Source organism: Pseudomonas citronellolis, assembly GCF_029335315.1.
In the GTDB taxonomy this organism is placed as follows: Bacteria; Pseudomonadota; Gammaproteobacteria; order Pseudomonadales; family Pseudomonadaceae; genus Pseudomonas; species Pseudomonas citronellolis_A.
Genome location: NZ_JARJLT010000235.1, coordinates 1 through 16611, shown reverse-complemented (window position 1 = coordinate 16611; position 16611 = coordinate 1). Strand labels below are relative to the sequence as shown.

5 protein-coding genes are annotated in these 16611 nt (G+C 69.3%); all 5 read right to left on the bottom strand.

What is annotated here, in order from left to right; translation table 11 throughout:
- Positions 1-61: 61 nt before the first annotated feature.
- On the bottom strand, positions 62-2164 hold the full coding sequence (locus P3W75_RS18235; protein WP_276228720.1) for an HlyD family efflux transporter periplasmic adaptor subunit: 2103 nt from the start codon (positions 2162-2164) through the stop codon (positions 62-64).
- Positions 2164-3504 (bottom strand): efflux RND transporter periplasmic adaptor subunit, encoded by a 1341-nt coding sequence (locus tag P3W75_RS18230; RefSeq protein WP_276228719.1) that lies wholly within the window; start codon positions 3502-3504, stop codon positions 2164-2166. The genes P3W75_RS18235 and P3W75_RS18230 overlap by 1 nt, the downstream gene beginning before the upstream one ends.
- Before the next feature lie 6 nt (positions 3505-3510).
- On the bottom strand, positions 3511-4281 hold the full coding sequence (locus tag P3W75_RS18225) for an efflux RND transporter periplasmic adaptor subunit (RefSeq protein WP_276228718.1): 771 nt from the start codon (positions 4279-4281) through the stop codon (positions 3511-3513).
- Positions 4265-5803: a TolC family protein gene (locus P3W75_RS18220; protein WP_276228717.1), complete on the bottom strand. Its 1539-nt coding sequence runs from the start codon at positions 5801-5803 to the stop codon at positions 4265-4267. Before P3W75_RS18220 ends, P3W75_RS18225 begins: the two co-directional genes overlap by 17 nt.
- Positions 5804-5868: 65 nt before the next feature.
- Positions 5869-16611 (bottom strand): VCBS domain-containing protein (locus P3W75_RS18215; RefSeq protein WP_276228716.1); only part of this gene is annotated, 10743 nt, incomplete at its 5' end.

Sequence of the window (16611 nt, the reverse complement as noted above, 5' to 3'; positions counted from 1 at the left end):
GCCATGCTCGCGATCGCAGGACTCAGTGCGCCGGCGTCGGCGTCGGACGCCGACGAGCGCGCTAGAAACCGCTCTCGCGCATGAACACCGCCGCCAGGTGCATCAGGCCGTCGGCCAGCAGACTGCGGCGTTGGCCCTCGATCTGCAGGTGGCCACGGGTTTCGCGCAGGTTCGGCGGCGGCCCGTCGAGCTGCACCAGCAGGTGGAACTGCGGGCTGCTGGGCACCAGTTCGTTGCCCTGCGCGGCCACCGCCAGCGGGCCGCCGTGGCGCGAGGCCAGGGCCGGCTGTTCCAGCTGGCTGATGCGGGTGGTGCCGATCTGCAGGACCTTGCCGCTGATCGCCCGGGGCACGCCCTCGGGATAGAAACGCACCGCGCTACCTTCGCTCAGGCGCTGGATTTCGTCGGGGCCGACGTAGGCGTCGACCTGCCAGCTGCTCGGGTCGATCAGCACCCCCAGCGGTTCGCGGGTGCCGATCCACTGGCCGCCGCGCCAGTCCGGGTTGAGGTCCAGCCACTGCCCGGCGAAGGGCGCCTGCAGGTTCAGCCGGGCGATTTCCGAGCGCGCGGCGCGCGCTTCCTGGTACTGCACGCCATAGCGCTGGCGGGTGGCGGCTTCCTCGCCGAGGCCGCCGGGGTCGGCCAGCAGCCCGGCCAGGCGCGCGCGGTAGCCCTGCATGCCGGCTTCGTTGCCGGCCAGGCGGATGGCGATGTCCGGTTCGTCGAGCACCACCAGGGTCTGCCCGGCCTGCACCCGGCCGCTCTTGCGCACCTCTTGCAGCAGCGCCGGGAAGGGCGCATAGAGGCGCACCTGGTGCTCCGCGCGGGCCAACCCGACGGCGTGGATCTGGCTGCGCCAGGGCAACGCCACCAGCAGCAGGACGGCCGCCAGGAGTATCAGGAACAGGTGGCGGCGACCACGGCGCACCGCGCCGCGTTGTTGCCACCAGTGCTTCAATTCGCGCCAGATCGGCTGGACGATGAACCAGGTGATTTCCACGGCGAACAGGAAGACCCCGAGCAGTTTGAAGAAGAACAGGTAGACGGTCACCGCGATGCCGAGGAACAGCACCAGGCGGTACACCCAGGTAATCATCGCGAAGGCCACCAGCAGGCGCCGCTGGCGCGTCGGGAAGGCCTCCGGCCAGGCTTCGTCGAGCCCCAGCAGGTTGCGCCGCAGGGTGACCTTGGCCAGGGCCGTGGCGCGCTCGTGGAGGTTGGGGAAGTCGAGCAGGTCGGAAAGAATGAAGTAGCCGTCGAAGCGCATGAACGGGCTGGCGTTCAGTGCCAGCGACAGCGCCCAGCTGGTGGTCGCCAGGTACAGCAGGGCGTTGCGCAGCGGCCCCGGGTCGCTCAGCGCCCAGCCGAGGGTGGCCAGGCCCGCCAGGCCCAGTTCGGTGAGGATGCCGGCGCTGGCGATCGCCAGGCGCTGCCGCGAACTGCGCAGCTTCCAGCTTTCGCCGGTGTCGGTGTAGAGCATCGGCCACATGACCACGAAGGCGATGCCCATGTGCGCCACCTTCAGCCCCAGGCGCGTGGCCACCAGGGCGTGGCCCAGCTCGTGCAGGGTCTTGGCCACCATCAACGCCAGGGCGAAGCTGAGCAGGCCCTCGGTGGAGAAGGATTCCACCACGTCGTGGCGGAAGGTGTCCCACTGGTGCGCCACCAGGATGATCCCGAGCAGCCCCAGGCCCGCCACCAGCGCGCCGGTCAGCGGCCGGAACAGCCAGCCCAGGGCGCCGGCCAGGCGCCGCAGGTGGCGCTGCGGGTGCAGCAGCGGGATGCGGAAGAACAGGTAGTGGTGCAGCCACCATTTCCAGGTCAGCCACTGGCTGCCTTCGCTGGCCGCGCGCAGGCGTTCCAGGGCCTGCGGGCCGGGGCGCACCAGCTGGTGGCGTTCGAGGAAGGCGCGGAAGCCCAGCACCTGTTCGGCGTCGGGCTTGAGCGCGGTCTGTTCGGCGATCTCCTCGGCGATGCGCCGGGGCGTCTGTTCCCAGCGCAGCAGGCACTCGAATTCCAGCCAGCCGATGCGGAAGAAGCGGTTGGTGACATTGTCGTGGATCACCCAGGCCGGCTCGCCGTCGGCGTTGGTGCCGGCCTCGGCGATGTCGAGGTCGTCGCGCAGCGGCGGGGTCGGCAGGTCTTCGGCGGCCGCGGCGTCCATCACCAGCCGGTCCAGGCGCGGGCGGCGGCCAGCGGCCGGCGCAGCAGGTAGTAGCCCAGCGGCACGCGCTCGCCGTAGAGCTTGGCGGTGCCGTGCAGGCCCAGGCGGGCGTGTTGCGGCGCGCCCTCGACGCTGGCCAGCAGGCGGTAGGAGGCCACGCCGTCCTCGCCGGGGCGGGCTTCGTAGCTGGTCTCGAGGATTTCCCCGTGCAGCGGCGACAGCGGGTAGGCGGTGAGGAACAGGGTGACCGGCGCGCCGCTGTCCAGGGCGATGGCGTCGGCCACCGGCAGCTGGATGCGCATGCCCGGTTGGCCGGGGTCGGCGACCTGGAGGATGCGCTCGCCGGTGACCACCGGCTTGCCCAGCCAGTCGTTGGGGTCGCTGTACACCGCCACCCCGGCGCGCGGCGCAAGCACCGTGGTGCGCGCCAGTTGCGCCTGCACCGCGGCCAGTTCGGCGCGGCGTTGCCGCGCGGTGCCGCCGAGCACCGCCAGCTCGCCCTTGCTCTGCGGGTTGTCGAAGGCGCGCTGGCTGGCGGCCATGAGTTCGGCGTCGGCCACCGCGACTTCCTTGGCCAGCACCTCGGCGCGGCTGCGCAGAGTGGTTTCGTCGAGGGCGAACAGCGGCGTGCCGACCTCGACGTTCTGGTTCGGTCGCACCAGCATGCGCGCGATCACCCCGTCGATCGGCGAGCTGATCACCTGGGCGTTGCGCGACACCACCTCGGCGGGGGCCAGGGCGGTCTGCCGCACCGGCACCAGCAGCAGCGCCGCCAGCACCGCGACGCCGAGCAGCAGTTGGCGCCGGCTGGGGCGCCAGAAGCGCAGCGAGCGCGGCTTGCCGAACGCCGCCCAGCAGTGCGCCCAGGTCTGGAACACGCCCTGCAGCAGGCTTTCCACCGAGGGCGCCGGGGCTTCGTCGAGGAGGAACACCAGCAGCCCCAGGCGCTGGCCGTGGCGGTCGTGCAGGGGGATCACCCAGAGCCCGCTGGGCCACCATTCGGCCCAGCCTTCGGCGATGTCGTCCGGTACCTGCAGGCCTTCGCGCGGCAGCCAGCGCGGCGCCGCGTCCGCCACCTGGGTGCCGACCCAGCGCGCGGCGCGACGCAGCCAGACCAGGTACGGAGAGTCCTCGGTGGGCCGCGCCAGGCCGGAGATGCACAGCAGCTCCAGTTGCGCGCCGTGCTGGGCGAAGACCTGCGCCTGGTGGAAGCGCAGCAGCGCGTAGAGGTCGTTGGCCATGGAGAAGGCCAGCTCGTTCAGCGAGCCGGCGGCCAGGGCGCGGTCACGCAGGCCGGCCAGGCTGAGCAGCAGCTGGGGAGGCGGGAACATCTCGCTCATGGCCGTTCACTCATGGGCATCGGGAAGCCGCGCGGTACCGCTCATGCCCGCGATCAGTTCAGGATAGGCCGCGTCCAGGCGCGCCTCCAGTTCAACGCTCTGGGCCACGGCGTCGACCCGCGCGTTGATCGCGCTGACCTTGGCCGGATAGTGCTTGCCGGTCTCGTGGATCTCCACGTCCAGGGCCTGTCCCGCCTGCAGTTGCGGCAACAGCGAGGAGGGCACGTTCAGGCGTACCTTCAGCGGGCCGTCGCCGACCAGGTCGAACAGCGGCGCGCCGGCCTGCACGGTCTGGTACGGCTTGGCATAGACCTTGGCCACGCGCCCGGCGAACGGCGCCTGCACCTGGCAGTAGCCGGCCTGGGCGCGGGCCAGGGTGAGGGCGCCCTCGGCCTTGCTCACCTCGGTGCTGGCCATGGCCACTTCCAGTTCGCCGGCGGCGTCGAGCTGGCGCAGGTTGCGCTTGGCCTCCAGGTTCTGCCGCGCCATGTTCAGCTCGGCGCCGGCGACCTTGGCGCGGGCCTGCAGTTCCACGCATTCGAGCTGGGCGAGCAAGGCGCCCTTGGCGACCTTCTGCCCGAGGCTGGCCTTGAGCTCGCCGAGGGTGCCGTTCATCTGCGCGGACAGGGTGGTTTCCAGGTCGGCCACCAGCAGTACGCGGATGGCGTTGGGGTCGTCGTTGGCCGGTGGCGCGGCGGTCGGGTCTTCGACGGCGAGCGCCGGTTGCAGCAGGGCGAGGAGCAGGCAGGGCAGGTACCGCTTACGGCTGTACGGCATTGACGGTTCCTTGGTTGGTGGCGGTGAGCAGGCTGCTGCCGGTTTGTTGTTCCAGAGTGCGCTGGATCTCCCGCGCCAGGGTGCCGATGTCGTAGTTCTCGACCTTGTCCGGCAGCACGGCGAAGCCCACCGAGTTGTACAGCCGGCCCCAGGCGGCCTGGGCGTCGGAGTAGGCGGCCTCGCGCTGGTAGCGCGAGAGCAGGTAGCGGCCTTCGGCGCGGATCTGTTCCAGTTCGGTGCCCAGGGCGGCGCTGCGGGCCTTCTGCGCGTAGTCGAGCAGGCTCTTGTCGACGCGCAGGCTGTCGTCGGCGAATTCGACTTCCTGGCGCGCCAGCTGGTAGCGCAGCAGGCCGACCCGGACCTGGGTGAGGATCGCCATGGACAGCGCCGTGCGGCGCATGTCGTCGGTCTTGGCCTGGGTTTCCTGGGCGGTCTTCAGCGCCGGGTACTGCAGCAGGCGCAGCAGGTTGATGGAGACCTGCACGCCGGTCTCGTCCCAGTGGTTGTTGTACAGGTACTTGTTGGAGTCGTACTGGTAGCCGTAGTTGACGCTGACGTTGGGCCACAGCTGGGCCTTGGCGATCTTCAGGTCGTTCTCGTCGACGCGCTTGCGGTACCACTCCTCCATGATTTCCGGACGGTGCTGCAGGGACAGCTGCTCGAGCTTGTTGACGTCGGGGTTGACCAGCGGCAACGGCTGCTCGGCGGTGTCGGCCAGGACCATCTTCGAGTTCGGCGGCAACGACATCAGCGCGGCCAGCTCGGCGCGGGCGAACTCCAGGTCCTGGCGGCGCACGGTGAGCATGTATACCGAGTCGAGCAGCGCGCGCTGGTAGGCGAGGATGTCCTGGCGCGGCAGCAGGTCGCGACTTTCCGCCTCGCGGGCGGCGGTCAGCGCGCGGTGGGTGCGCATCAGCAGGTTGTCCACTTCCGGCAGCAGGCGCTGCGCGCCCAGGGCTCGCCAGTAGGCGTTGCGCACGTCCTGCATGACGTTCTGCGCGACCCGTTCGCGGCGTTCCTCGGCCATCAGGATCTGGTCGGCCTTCTGCTGCGTGCGGTAGTAGGCCACGCCGAAGTCCAGCAGGCTCCAGGACAGGCCCAGGCTGTCGAGGGTGCGGTAGCGTTCCTCGGAGGTGGACGGGCGCAGGGAGACCTGGCGGTCCTCGATGCCGATGGAGGTGCCGCCGGAGTCGTTGTTGCGCCCGGCGTAGCCGGCCGAGGCCACCAGGCGCGGCAGCATCTCGTGCGCGGTGACGTCGCGCAGGTCGGAGGCCAGCGCGCTTTCCAGCAGCTTGAGGCGGTAGTCGAGGTTGTACTTCAGGGCCCGCGCCGCGGCTTCGTAGAAGGTGATCGGCGCCGTGACCGGTTCCTGCTCGCGGTACATGCGCGCCTGGTCGTCGATGACCCGTTGACGCATTTCCTGTTCGTCGTAGGGCTTGGATTCCCAGAGGGAGGAGCAGGCGCCCAGCAGCACGCTGCAGGCGATGAGGGCACTCAGGGCATTCAGGCGATGTCCAGGCATAAGTCGGCGATGTCCAGGCATAGGGAACCTTTGAGTTGCTCGTGGTCTTGGCTGTCGGTCTTCGATCAATGGCCGTCCTCCCTGCGTTGCGCGGCGTCGCGCAATTGCGCGCGCAGGCCGCGGGCGGTCTGCGGGCGGTCGTTCTGGGTCATGTCGCTGGCGCGTGGGGCCCACAGCGAGGGGTCGCTGAGCAGGCCGTCGGCGCTCAGGCTGACCACCCCGTGGCGCCCCTGGATCCAGGCCGAGTCCTGCTCGCTCATGTGCCGGCTCTCGGCCACCGCGAGGGACACGAACTGGCCGCGCACCAGGCCCAGCCCGGCGCCGATGGAGGACTCGATCTCCGGAGTGGCGAACAACTGCATCTGGTTGCCGTCGACGTCCCAGGCCGACTCTTCCAGGTCGCGGTCGACGCGGCGCACTTCGGGGATCACGAAGACCACCGGCTGCACGTCGGGGATGCGCTGGTTGGGGTCATCGCTCTCGCCGCCGCGGTCGGCGTGCGGCCCGGCCGGCGCCGGGATGAACGGCGAGGAGATGTCCAGGGTGATGGTCAGCTGAGCCTGGTCGGTGGCCCCGGCGAGGTCGGCGACGGTGTAGGTGAAGACGTCCTGCAGTACCTGGCCGAGACCGGCGGCGGCGAGCACCTCGGGGTTGGTCAGGTCGATGCTGTAGGTGTAGCTGCCGTCGGCGTTGAGGGTGAGGAAGCCGTAGCGCCCGGCCAGCACCTGGCCGATGCTGCCGGCGGTGCCGCTGGCGTTCTCCGCGCCGGTGCGCACGCCGACCACGCTGAGGGCGTCGCCGCCGTCCACGTCGCTGTCGTTGGGCAGCACGTTGCCGCTGGTCTGCGGCGCCAGTATCTGGTCGCTGGCGACGCTGCCGTCGTCACGCGCCACCGGATTGTCGTTGGCACCCTGGATGGTCACCGACAGGCGCGCTTCGGAGGTGGCGCCGGCGGTGTCGCGCATGCGGTAGGTGAAGACTTCGCGCAGGGTCTCGCCGGCGCTGCGCAGGGCCTGCACCACCGGGTCGGCGTTGTTCACCTCGTAGCGGTAGCTGCCGTCGGCGTTGAGCAGCAGGGTGCCGTAGCGGCCCTGCAGCGCGGCGCCGGCGCTGGCCGAACTGCCGGTTTCGCTGCTCACCGTGAGCACCTGGCGGGTCTCGCCGTTGGCCAGGCTGTCGACGTCGGTGTCGTTGTCCAGCACGTTGCCGGTCGGGTTGACCCCCGGCGTTGCGTTGTTCACCCCGCCGGCTTCCACGGCGATGGCGGCGTCGTCCTGGGCGATCGGCGTGTCGTTGGCGCCCTTGATGACGATCACCAGCTGGGTGGTGCCGGTGCTGAACCAGATGTCCGAGACGGTGTAGGTGAATACGTCCGAGAGTGTCTGGCCGGAGGTGCGCAGCGCCTCGACCGCCGGGTTGGCGTTGTCCACCAGGTAGTTCCAGGTGCCGTCCGCGTTCAGTGTCAGGGTCCCGTACTGGCCTTGCAGTGGAACGCCGACCACCCCGTTTGGCGGCGTACTGGTGTCGGTGCCGGTGCGGATTTCGGTGACGGTCAGGGGGTTGTTTTCCAGGTCGGTGTCGTTGTCCAGCACGTTGCCGCTCGGGTTGACGCCCGGCGTGGCGTTGTGCAGCCCGCCGGCCTCGGTGGCCTCGCCGCTGTCGGGGTTGGCCACCGGCGGCGAGTTCAGGCCGAATACCACGATGCGCAACTGCGCCAGGTCGACCAGGTTGCCGCCGTCGCGCACCTCGTAGGTGAAGTAGTCGTTGAGGAACTCCAGCAGGCCCAGTTGCTGGACGGTCGGGTTGCTGTTGTCGACGTGGTAGGTGTAGGTGCCGTCGGCGCCGATGATCAGCTGGCCGTAGAGTCCGTCGATGATGGTGCCGTTGCTGTTGTTGGTGCCGGCGCCGACGGTGGTCAGGGTGCCGCCGGCGGCCTCTTCGCCGGCACGGATGCCGCTGACGTTCTTGCTGTCGTTGGCGTCGACGTCGGTGTCGTTGTCCAGCACGTTGCCGCTGGGGTCGAAGCCGGCGGAAATGTCCGGCTTGGCGGCCAGCGCCAGGTCGAGGTCGTCGGTGGCCACCGGGGCGTCGTAGGCGCCATGGATGGTGATGGTGAGCTGGGCGATGTCGCTGGCGCCGGCGGTGTCGTGCAGGCGGTAGCTGAAGGTTTCGATCAGCGACTCGCCGTTCTTCAGGGCCTCGACGCGGGCGTCCTGGTTGTTCACCTGGTAGCTGAAGGCGCCGTTGGCGGCGATGGTCAGGACGCCGTACTGGCCGTTGATCACCCGCACCAGGCCGACCGTGGTGAAGGTGCCGCCGGCCGCCTCGGTGCCGGTGCGGATGCCGTCGACGGTCTTGCTGTCGCCGGCGTCCACGTCGGTGTCGTTGGTCAGCACGTTGCCCACCGGGTTCACCCCGGCCGTGCCGTTGGCGGTGCCGCCGGCCTCGGTGGCGCTGGCGGTGTCGTTCACCGCCAGCGGGTTGTCGTTGCGGCCGTGGATGGTGATGGTCAGGGTGGCCGTGGCGGCGGCGCCGGCAAGGTCGTGGATGGTGTAGACGAAACGTTCGGTCAGGGTGTCGCTGTCGGTACGCAGGGCCTGGACCAGCGGGTTGTCGTTGTCCAGCACGTAGCTGAAACTGCCGTCGGCGTTGAGCGTCAGGGTGCCATAGGTGGCGGTGAAGGCGCTGCCCACGGTGCCCGTCACCAGGCCCTGGCGCACGCTGACCACGCTGAGCGCGTCGCCGGCGTCGACGTCGCTGTCGTTGCCCAGCACGTTGCCGCTCGGGTTGCTGCCCAGGGTGCCGTTGGCGAGGCCGCCGGCCTCGATGGCGGTGGCGGTGTCGTCCTGCGCCACCGGGGTGTCGTTGGCGCCGGTGATGGTGATGCGCAGGGTGGCCTGGTCGCTGGCCAGGGCGGTGTCGATGATGGTGTAGGTGAAGGTGTCGACCAGCGGCGCCGAGCCGGGCAGCAGGGCCTGTACCGCGGCGTTGCTGTTGTCCAGGCGGTAGCGGTAGCTGCCGTCGGCGTTCAGGGTCAGCCAGCCGTAGGTGCCGCGCAGTTCCACGCCGAGGCTGCCGGCGGTGCCGCTACCGGTTTCCGCGCCGGTGCGCACGGCGCTGACGGTGGTGGTCTCGCCGTTGGCCACGGCGTCGACGTCGGTGTCGCGGCTGGGGTCGCTCGGGCCGGTGCCGGTGATCACGTTGCCGGTGGGGTCGACGCCGGGCTGGTTGTTGTTGATGCCGCCGGCTTCCACGGCGGAGGCGGCGTCGTCGTGGGCCACCGGGTTGTCGTTCTGGCCATGGATGACGATGAACAGGAAGGACACGTTGGAGAAGCCGCCCTTGCCGTCGGTGACCTGGTAGCTGAAACCTTCGATCAGGCGGTCGTCGGCGGTGCGCAGACCTTCGACGGTGGGGTTGGCGTTGTCCAGCACGTAGTTGTAGGTGCCGTCGAGGTTGATGGTCAGGGTGCCGTACAGCCCGGTGAGCACCGTCGGGCCGGTGACCGCGGTGTCCGGCGTGGTGCCGGTGCCGACGAAGGCGACGCTGATCGGGTCACCGTCCGGGTCGGTGGCGGTGGCGGTGACGTCGCCGCTGGGGTCGACGCCCGGCAGCTGGTTGGCCACGCCGCCTTTCTCGATGGCGGTGCCGACCACGATCTGCGCCACTGGCGGGTCGTTGACACCGCGGATGGTGATGACCAGCTGGGCGCGGTCGGTGAGGCCTTCGGTGTCGGTGATCTCGTAGGTGTAGATCACCTGCAGGGTCTGCCCGGCGCCCAGGCCCTGGATGTTGGCGTTGTCACTGTTGACGTCGAACTTGAAGGAGCCGTCGGCGCCGATGGTCAGGGTGCCGAAGGCGCTGGTGGCGCCGACGATAGGCGCGCCGTTCTGCTCGGCGTAGGTGGCCAGGATTGCCGTGCCGTCGGCCGAGGTGGTGCCACCCTGCACCAGCGTCATGCCCGGGTTGGAGAGTTCGGTGGCGGAGCTGATGCCGGTCACGTGCAGGTTGGTGTTGGGCCGGTCGGCGCGGTCGACGTCGGTGTCCACGCCGTTGCCGCCGGGCTGGTCCACCGAACCCGGGCGGCTGGGGAAGAGGATGACGTTGCCGGTGGGGTTGCTTTCCAGGGTCGGGTCGTTGGTCGCCGCCGCCTGGGCCACGGCCTGGTCGTCGCTGGCCACCGGGTTGTCGTTGGCGCCCTTGATGGTGATGCGCATCTCGGCCAGGTCGCTGAGGCCGCCGGCGTCGGTGACGCGGTAGGTGAAGTACTCGATCAACTGGTCGTTGGCGCCCAGGCGTTGCACCGCGGTGTTGTCGTTGTCCACCACGTAGGTATAGGTGCCGTCGGAATTGATGGTCAGGGTGCCGTAGGTGCCGGAGATGACCACTGGCGTGCCGGCGGTGACCTCGGTGAGCGAGCCGACCGCGGCTTCGCGCAGGGCGCGGATGCCCGTGACGGTCTTGCTATCGCCGGCGTCGACGTCGGTGTCGTTGGTCAGCACGTTGCCGCTGGGATCGATGCCGGCGGTGCCGTTGAGCACGCCTCCGGCTTCCTGGGCCTCGATCGCGTCGTCGACGCCCACCGGGGTGTCGTTGGCGCCGTGGATGGTGATGGTGATAGTCGATTGGCTGGTGGCGCCGGCGAGGTCGCTGATGGTGTAGGTGAAGACTTCCACCAGCGGCGTGCTGCTGGCGAGCAGCGCCTGCACGCGCGGGTCGTCGTTGTTGACCAGGTAGGTGGTGCCGCCGGCGGCGGTGATGGTCAGACGGCCGTATTGCCCATCGACGACGGTGATGGTGCCGCTGGTTACCGGCAGCTGCGTGCCGTTCTGGACCCCGGCGCTGATCACCCGCAGCACGTCGTTGTTGGTGGCGATGTCGACGTCGGTATCGTTGTCCAGCACGTTGCCGCTGGGGTTGACCCCCGGCGTCTGGTTGTTGGTGCCGCCGGCCTCGGTCGCGCTGGCGATGTCGGGATTGGCGATGGGCGGGTCGTTGACCGGGTCGACGATGATCTGCACCTGGTCGGTGTCGCTCAGCGCGTCCTGCGGGTTCTGCCCGGGGATGCCGTCGTTGTCGGCGTCGCCGAAGTTGCCCTGGTCGTTGGTGACGATGGTCAGGGTTTCGCCGTCGCGGAAGGTGTTGAAGTCCTGGTTGCCCTTGTAATAGACCTGCGAGAGCAGGACGTTGAGCTGCTGCAGGGTGCCGGTGAGCACCAGGGTGCCGCTGGCGCCGACCGGCGGCGTATCGGTGGGGCCGGGCGCGCTGGCGGTCTGCCAGATGACGCCGTGCTGCACCGTCAGGGTGATGGTGAGCTGGCCGCTGCCGGCGTCGGAGTCGGCCACCGCCAGGCCGGTCAGGTGCAGCACCGTGTCTTCCACGCCGTGCTGGCCGGCGATGGTGTTGATCGGCGCCTCGTTGATGTGCACGTAGCCGGCGTCGGCGGTGCCGCTGGCGCCCTCGCCGAGGGCGACGCTGACGCTGCCCAGGCCGGTGGCGCTGGTGCCGGTGTCGGTGTCGATGCGCACGTGGAAGCGGTTGCTGGCGCTGACCTGGAAGTTCTGCGGCACCACGATCAGGTAATTGCCGGCTGGCAGCAGGGCGAACTGGTAGTGGCCGTTGGCGTCGGTGAGGGTGCTGAACACCCGGTCGTCGCCGTTGCCGAACACGCCGTCGGCGCCGGCCCAGGTGAGCTGTACGGTCAACCCGGCGAAGCCGGCGCCGTCCGGGGTGATGCTGTTGTCGGCGGACTGGGTGTCGTCCCACAGCGTGCCTTGCACCAGGCCGAGGCCGGCGCCTTCGCTGAGCACGTAGTTGTTCAGCCCGGCGCCGCCGTCCTGGCCGGTGCGCTCGCCGCTGGCGCTGCCCGCGGTTCCGGGCAGCGAGCCGCCCCAGCCGCCGGTCTCGAAGCTGCTGGGCAGGCTGGTCCAGGTCAGCACCGCGGCGCTGGCGGCGTTGTCCGGCACCACGGTGTTGGGCACGGTGACGGTGTAGATCACCTGCACCTTGTCGCCTACCGCCAGGCGGTCGAAGTCGATCGAGATGGCGCCGTTGGCGCTGACCGTGACGCCGGCCGGCAGGCTCGCCAGGTTCAGCGCGGTGCCGTTGATCAGGATGCTTTGCACCTGGTAGTTGCTGCCGTTGGGGAACTGGTCCTGCAGGTGCACGTTGTAGGCGGGCACGTCGCCGTTCTGGGTGAAGCTCACCGAGACGGTGGTGGTCGTGGTGCCGACCCCGGGCAGCAGGTCGATGACGTGCTTGTCTAGGCCGGTGAAGCTGGGTTCCACCACGCGTTCCAGGAGGATCGCGCTCTTGCCGCGGTCGACGTCCTGGCCGGCCTGGCCGACGTGCTCGAAGGCCTGCAGGCTGAGGCTGGCGCCGTCCTGGTTGGTGGCGACGTTGGTGACCCGCACGTTGAATTCGAGGACCACGCCTTCGATGTCGCTGTCGTTGGTCTCGGTGTTGGTCAGGTTGCCCAGGTTGAAAGTCGCGGTCTGGCTGCCGTTGGCGTTGGTGACGATGGTCACGCGGCCGCCATCGAACACGCCGCTTGGGACCACGCCGCTGAGGTCGGCGTTGAGCGCCTGGGCCACGGCGCTGTCCTGGTTGCCCTGCATCCAGACACTGCCGCTGGTGACCAGGGTGGCGTCGCTGGACAGTCCGTTGAGGTTGCTCGACACCAGGGCGATGAGGATCTTGTTGAGGTCCGCCGGAATGAATTGCAGACCGGCGGCCAGTTCGATGCGGATCTGGTAGTTCGGGTTGTCGCCGGCGGGCACCAGCACCACCACGCGGTAGCGGATCACTTCGCCGACCGCGACCGTCTCGGTGAGCCCCGAGGTGTCGGTGACGCCGCTGCCGTTGGTCGGCGGCGGGGTGTCCTGCATGCCGCCGACGTGGGAGATGCGGATGCCGTTGCTGACCGGGAAGGGCAGGATGGAATTCAGCCGGTAGTCGTTGAGGGCGCCGCCATTGAGCACGCCGTCGACGCCGGTGCGCTCGCCGGGGTTGGCGCCGTCGAGGCTGGTCCACTGCACCTGGGCGACGTTGTTGAACACCGCTTCGCCCGCGGCGCTGGCGTTCACCGTGCCGCGCAGGTGCAGGACGATGCTGCCGCCCTTGGCAATGTCGATGTTGGCGCCGCTGGCGGTAACCAGTTGGCCACCCTGGATGACGAAGTCGACGCCGTTGTTGTTGGTGGCGCCGCCGGAGTAGATGACGCCGGTGATGGTCACGCCGTCCAGCTCGGTGGGCAGGGTGTCCAGCAGGCTGATGTCGAAGGCCGAGTAGTCGTTGGCGCCGCTGCCGTTGCGGATGGTGATGGTGAAGTCCACCACGTCGCCTTCCTCGAAACCGACGAATTCCGGCACGGTGTCGACGGTCTGGGTGACCTGCAGGGTCGGCTCGCGCACCGTGACCGTGGGCGCGCCGCCGCTCAGGGCGACCTGGCGGGTGACCGGGGTGGCGCCGTTGGGGGTGTCGCCGTCGGGGTCCTGGTAGCTGAGGTTGGCGCTGTTCTGCAGCGAGCGGTTGGCCTGGTTGGCGATGACGTTGCTGACCACCAGTTGCACGCGGATGACGAAGGTATTGTTGCCGGTGTTGTTGTCGGCGCTGGTGCTGAAGGCGCTGAAGGCGAAGCGCGCGTCCACCCCGTCGACCCCAAGGGTGCCGCCGACGCCGCTGATGCCGCTGATCACCACGTTGCCGGCGAAGTCCTGGCCGAGGCTGCCGCCGCTGCCGGCGGCGGTGACGATCAACTGGTAGCCCAGGCCGCCGTTGAAGCTGGTGTCCAGGCGCATGCCGGGGGGGATCAGGTCGTCGATGCTCAGGTTGACGGTGGAGCCTTCGGGCAGTTTCACGACGATGTCGTAGAGCATGCTTTCGCCGACCACCAGGTTGCTGCCGGTGGTGTGGCTGGCGCTGGAGTCGCCTTCGCTCAGGCTGCCGCCGGCGAACACCTTGCTGATCACCGGGGCGGCCACTTGCTGGTTGGCCAGCTCGGTGAGATCGGCGCCGGGGAGGAAGTCGCTGCCGCCCTCGACGCTGGCGTAGTGGGACAGGCTCGCCGTGGTCTGCAGGCTGCGGCTGGCGGCCACGGCGCTGTTGACGGTGACGTCGTAGGTGATGATGACGATGTTCTGCCCGCTGCTGTCGGCGGTGGTGCCGGCGCGGCCGGGCAGCAGCGTGGCGACGGCGCCGGCGTCGAGGAAGGTGATGGTGTTGCCGGAGACGCTGTAGTCCACGTTCAGCTGCAGCAGGGTGCCGTCGCCGCGGTAGATCTGCAGGTTGGCCGCCGCCAGGCTGCCGCCGACGAAGGTCAGGTCCGGGGGCAGGGTGATGCTGGTGACCACGTCGAAGGCGCCGCCGCCGCCGCTGTTCTCGATGGCGGTGGCCAGGCGCAGGGTGTCGCCGGCATCGATGTTGCTGACGTCGCCGTTGACCGCCGCGAGGTCGCTGACGCTGCCGCTGAACGGCTTGCCGCTGGTGCCCGGCGCGGTCCAGGTGCCGGTGGTGCCGGTGACCGTGCCGTTGCTGCTGGAAACCACGCCGTGCTTGATGTCCAGCACCGGCTCGGCGATCGACACCACTTCCTCGACGTCCGAGGACACCAGCGGGCTCTGGGTGATGGTGGTGGTCTGGCTGGATTGCGCCAGGATGTCCAGCGGGCGCTGGTCGGCGAACGGCTGGTCGCCGACGCGCAGGGTGAAGGTGACGACGATGCGGCCGCCGGCGATCTGGTTGATCTGGTAGTCGCCGAAGTCGAACACGATGGAGTTGCCGGCGCCCACGGTCACCGTGACCGGGCGCGTGATGTCGCTGTCGCCGCTGCCGAAGTTCCACTGGTTGACGTCATCGCCCTTGGTCAGGGTGCCGAGCGCGCTGACGTCCAGCAGCGGCAAGGGCAGGTAGGCGGTGAGCTTGAAGTTCTCGTAGTCGCCGGTGACCAGGTCGTAGGACAGCTGGAAAGTCACCTCGTCGCCGGGGCGCAGTTCGCCGGAGGCCGGCGGCGTACCGCCGTTGACCTGGATGATGTCGATGTCCACCTGGCTGGTGGGAATGGTGCTGGTGGTGCTGGAGCCGTCGCTCTGGGTGCCGCCGATGTTGATGGCGTCGAGCAACACGCTGGCGGTCACGGTAGCGTTGTTGCCGAGGCTGTCGCCCTCGTTGATCTCGCTCTGCGGGTAGCTCTGGGTGTAGGCCTGGCTGATCACCGCGTTATAGCTGATGACCGCGGTGGTGGCGGCGGTCTGGCTGGTGTCGAAGGCCAGGTCGCCGAACAGCGCGCCGAACAGCTCCGAGGACTGGCGCAGCGACTCGCCGATGTCGATGGTCAGGGTGGTGATGCCGGTGGTGGCGTCGCGGTTGCTGGTGTAGATCAGGTTGATGGTGCCGCTGACGCCGTTCTGGCTGACGGTCATGGTCAGCGGGCCGCTGAGGGTCTGCCCGTCGGCCAGGGTGTCGACGATCTTGAACTGGCCTTCCTGGAGCAGGTTCTCGCCGAAGGCGAAATAGTCCGACAGCGCCACGTTGAGCACGTAGCGCAGGGTGTCGCCCGGGCTCAGGCCGGTGCTGCCGACGTCGGTCTGCAGCACGGCCTGCTTCTGCAGGGTGATGGACTTGGCGACGAAGGAGCCGCCGGCGCCATCGCCGGTGCCGCTGAAGTCCACCTCGGTGTCCGGTGGCGTCAGGTCGCGCGGGTCCAGTGGTGTCCATTGGCCGGTGGCACTGGGCGGGCCGAAGGTGATGGTGGTGGGGGCGCCGCTGGTGGGGTCGAGCACGGCGTCGCCGTCGGCGCCCACCTCGGGCACATAGAAGGTCACCACGGAGCTGGTCGGCGCGCTCAAGGTCGCGTAGGTGATGCTGTACGAGGTGATGAACAGATTGTCGTTGGCGATGGCCGAAGCGATCAGCAGCGGGTTGGTCAGCACGGTGCCGTCGCGCAGGGTGATCGAGGTGACGGTGCCGCCGGCGCCGGGCGTGATGGCGGTGACCTGGACGTCACCGGGCACGCTCTGGGTGACCACCACGTTGTGCAGGGTCTGGCCGTTGGCCGGGGTGACGGTGACGGTCTGGTTGTGCGTGAAGTTCGGCCCGGTGGCGGTCTCGCCCTCGGTCATGTCCAGGCTCTGGGTGAGGTCGACCAGGGTGGGGTGGATCAGCAGCGGGTGCAGGGTGGCTTCCACCAGGCTGGGGTCGACCGTGGGGTTGTTCAGCGAGTCGTTGCCGTACTCGAAGCCGCCACGGGCGCTGATGGTCAGGTCCGGGTTGCCGCCGGTGAGGCTGGTGTCGGCGAGGTTGCTCAGGTGCGCGGTGATCTGCAGGGAGATGGTCGGCTGGCCCTGGGACAGGCTGGCGAAGGGCACCTGCAGCACCACCATCTGGTCGCCGGCGCGCATGCCGACGCTGGCGGCGGTGATCACCAGCGGGTTGCCGCTGGAATCCTTGGCCAGCGGGTGGGTGGCGTTGCCGTTGGCGTCGAAGGTGATGACGAAACTCTTCACCGCCTGCCCGAGATAGGTGGCGCTGACGAAGCTGATGCCGTCGTCGCCGTCCTTGCCGGTGGCCGGCAGGAACAGGTCGACGTAGGGCGCGTAGCCGACCTGGGTGGAGGTGTTGGAGAGGTTGACGGTGAAGGTCAGCTGGTCGCCGATCAGCACGTCGCTGTCGGGAATGCTGATGCTCACCGTGGGCGCGGCGTCGGCCAGCAGGCCCTGGAAACTGTCGAGGGTACTGGCGGCCAGGGCGATGCTCTTGTCGATGTCGCCGTGGCGTACTTCCAGGCTCCAGTCGCCGCCGGCGGCGCTGGC

What these genes read in the sequence shown, in the direction of transcription:
- P3W75_RS18235 (WP_276228720.1), bottom strand. Translation starts at nt 2,164, where the DNA reads ATGGACGCCGCGGCCGCCGAAGACCTGCCGACCCCGCCGCTGCGCGAC.
- P3W75_RS18230 (WP_276228719.1), bottom strand. Translation starts at nt 3,504, where the DNA reads ATGAGCGAGATGTTCCCGCCTCCCCAGCTGCTGCTCAGCCTGGCCGGC.
- P3W75_RS18225 (WP_276228718.1), bottom strand. Translation starts at nt 4,281, where the DNA reads ATGCCGTACAGCCGTAAGCGGTACCTGCCCTGCCTGCTCCTCGCCCTG.
- P3W75_RS18220 (WP_276228717.1), bottom strand. Translation starts at nt 5,803, where the DNA reads ATGCCTGGACATCGCCTGAATGCCCTGAGTGCCCTCATCGCCTGCAGC.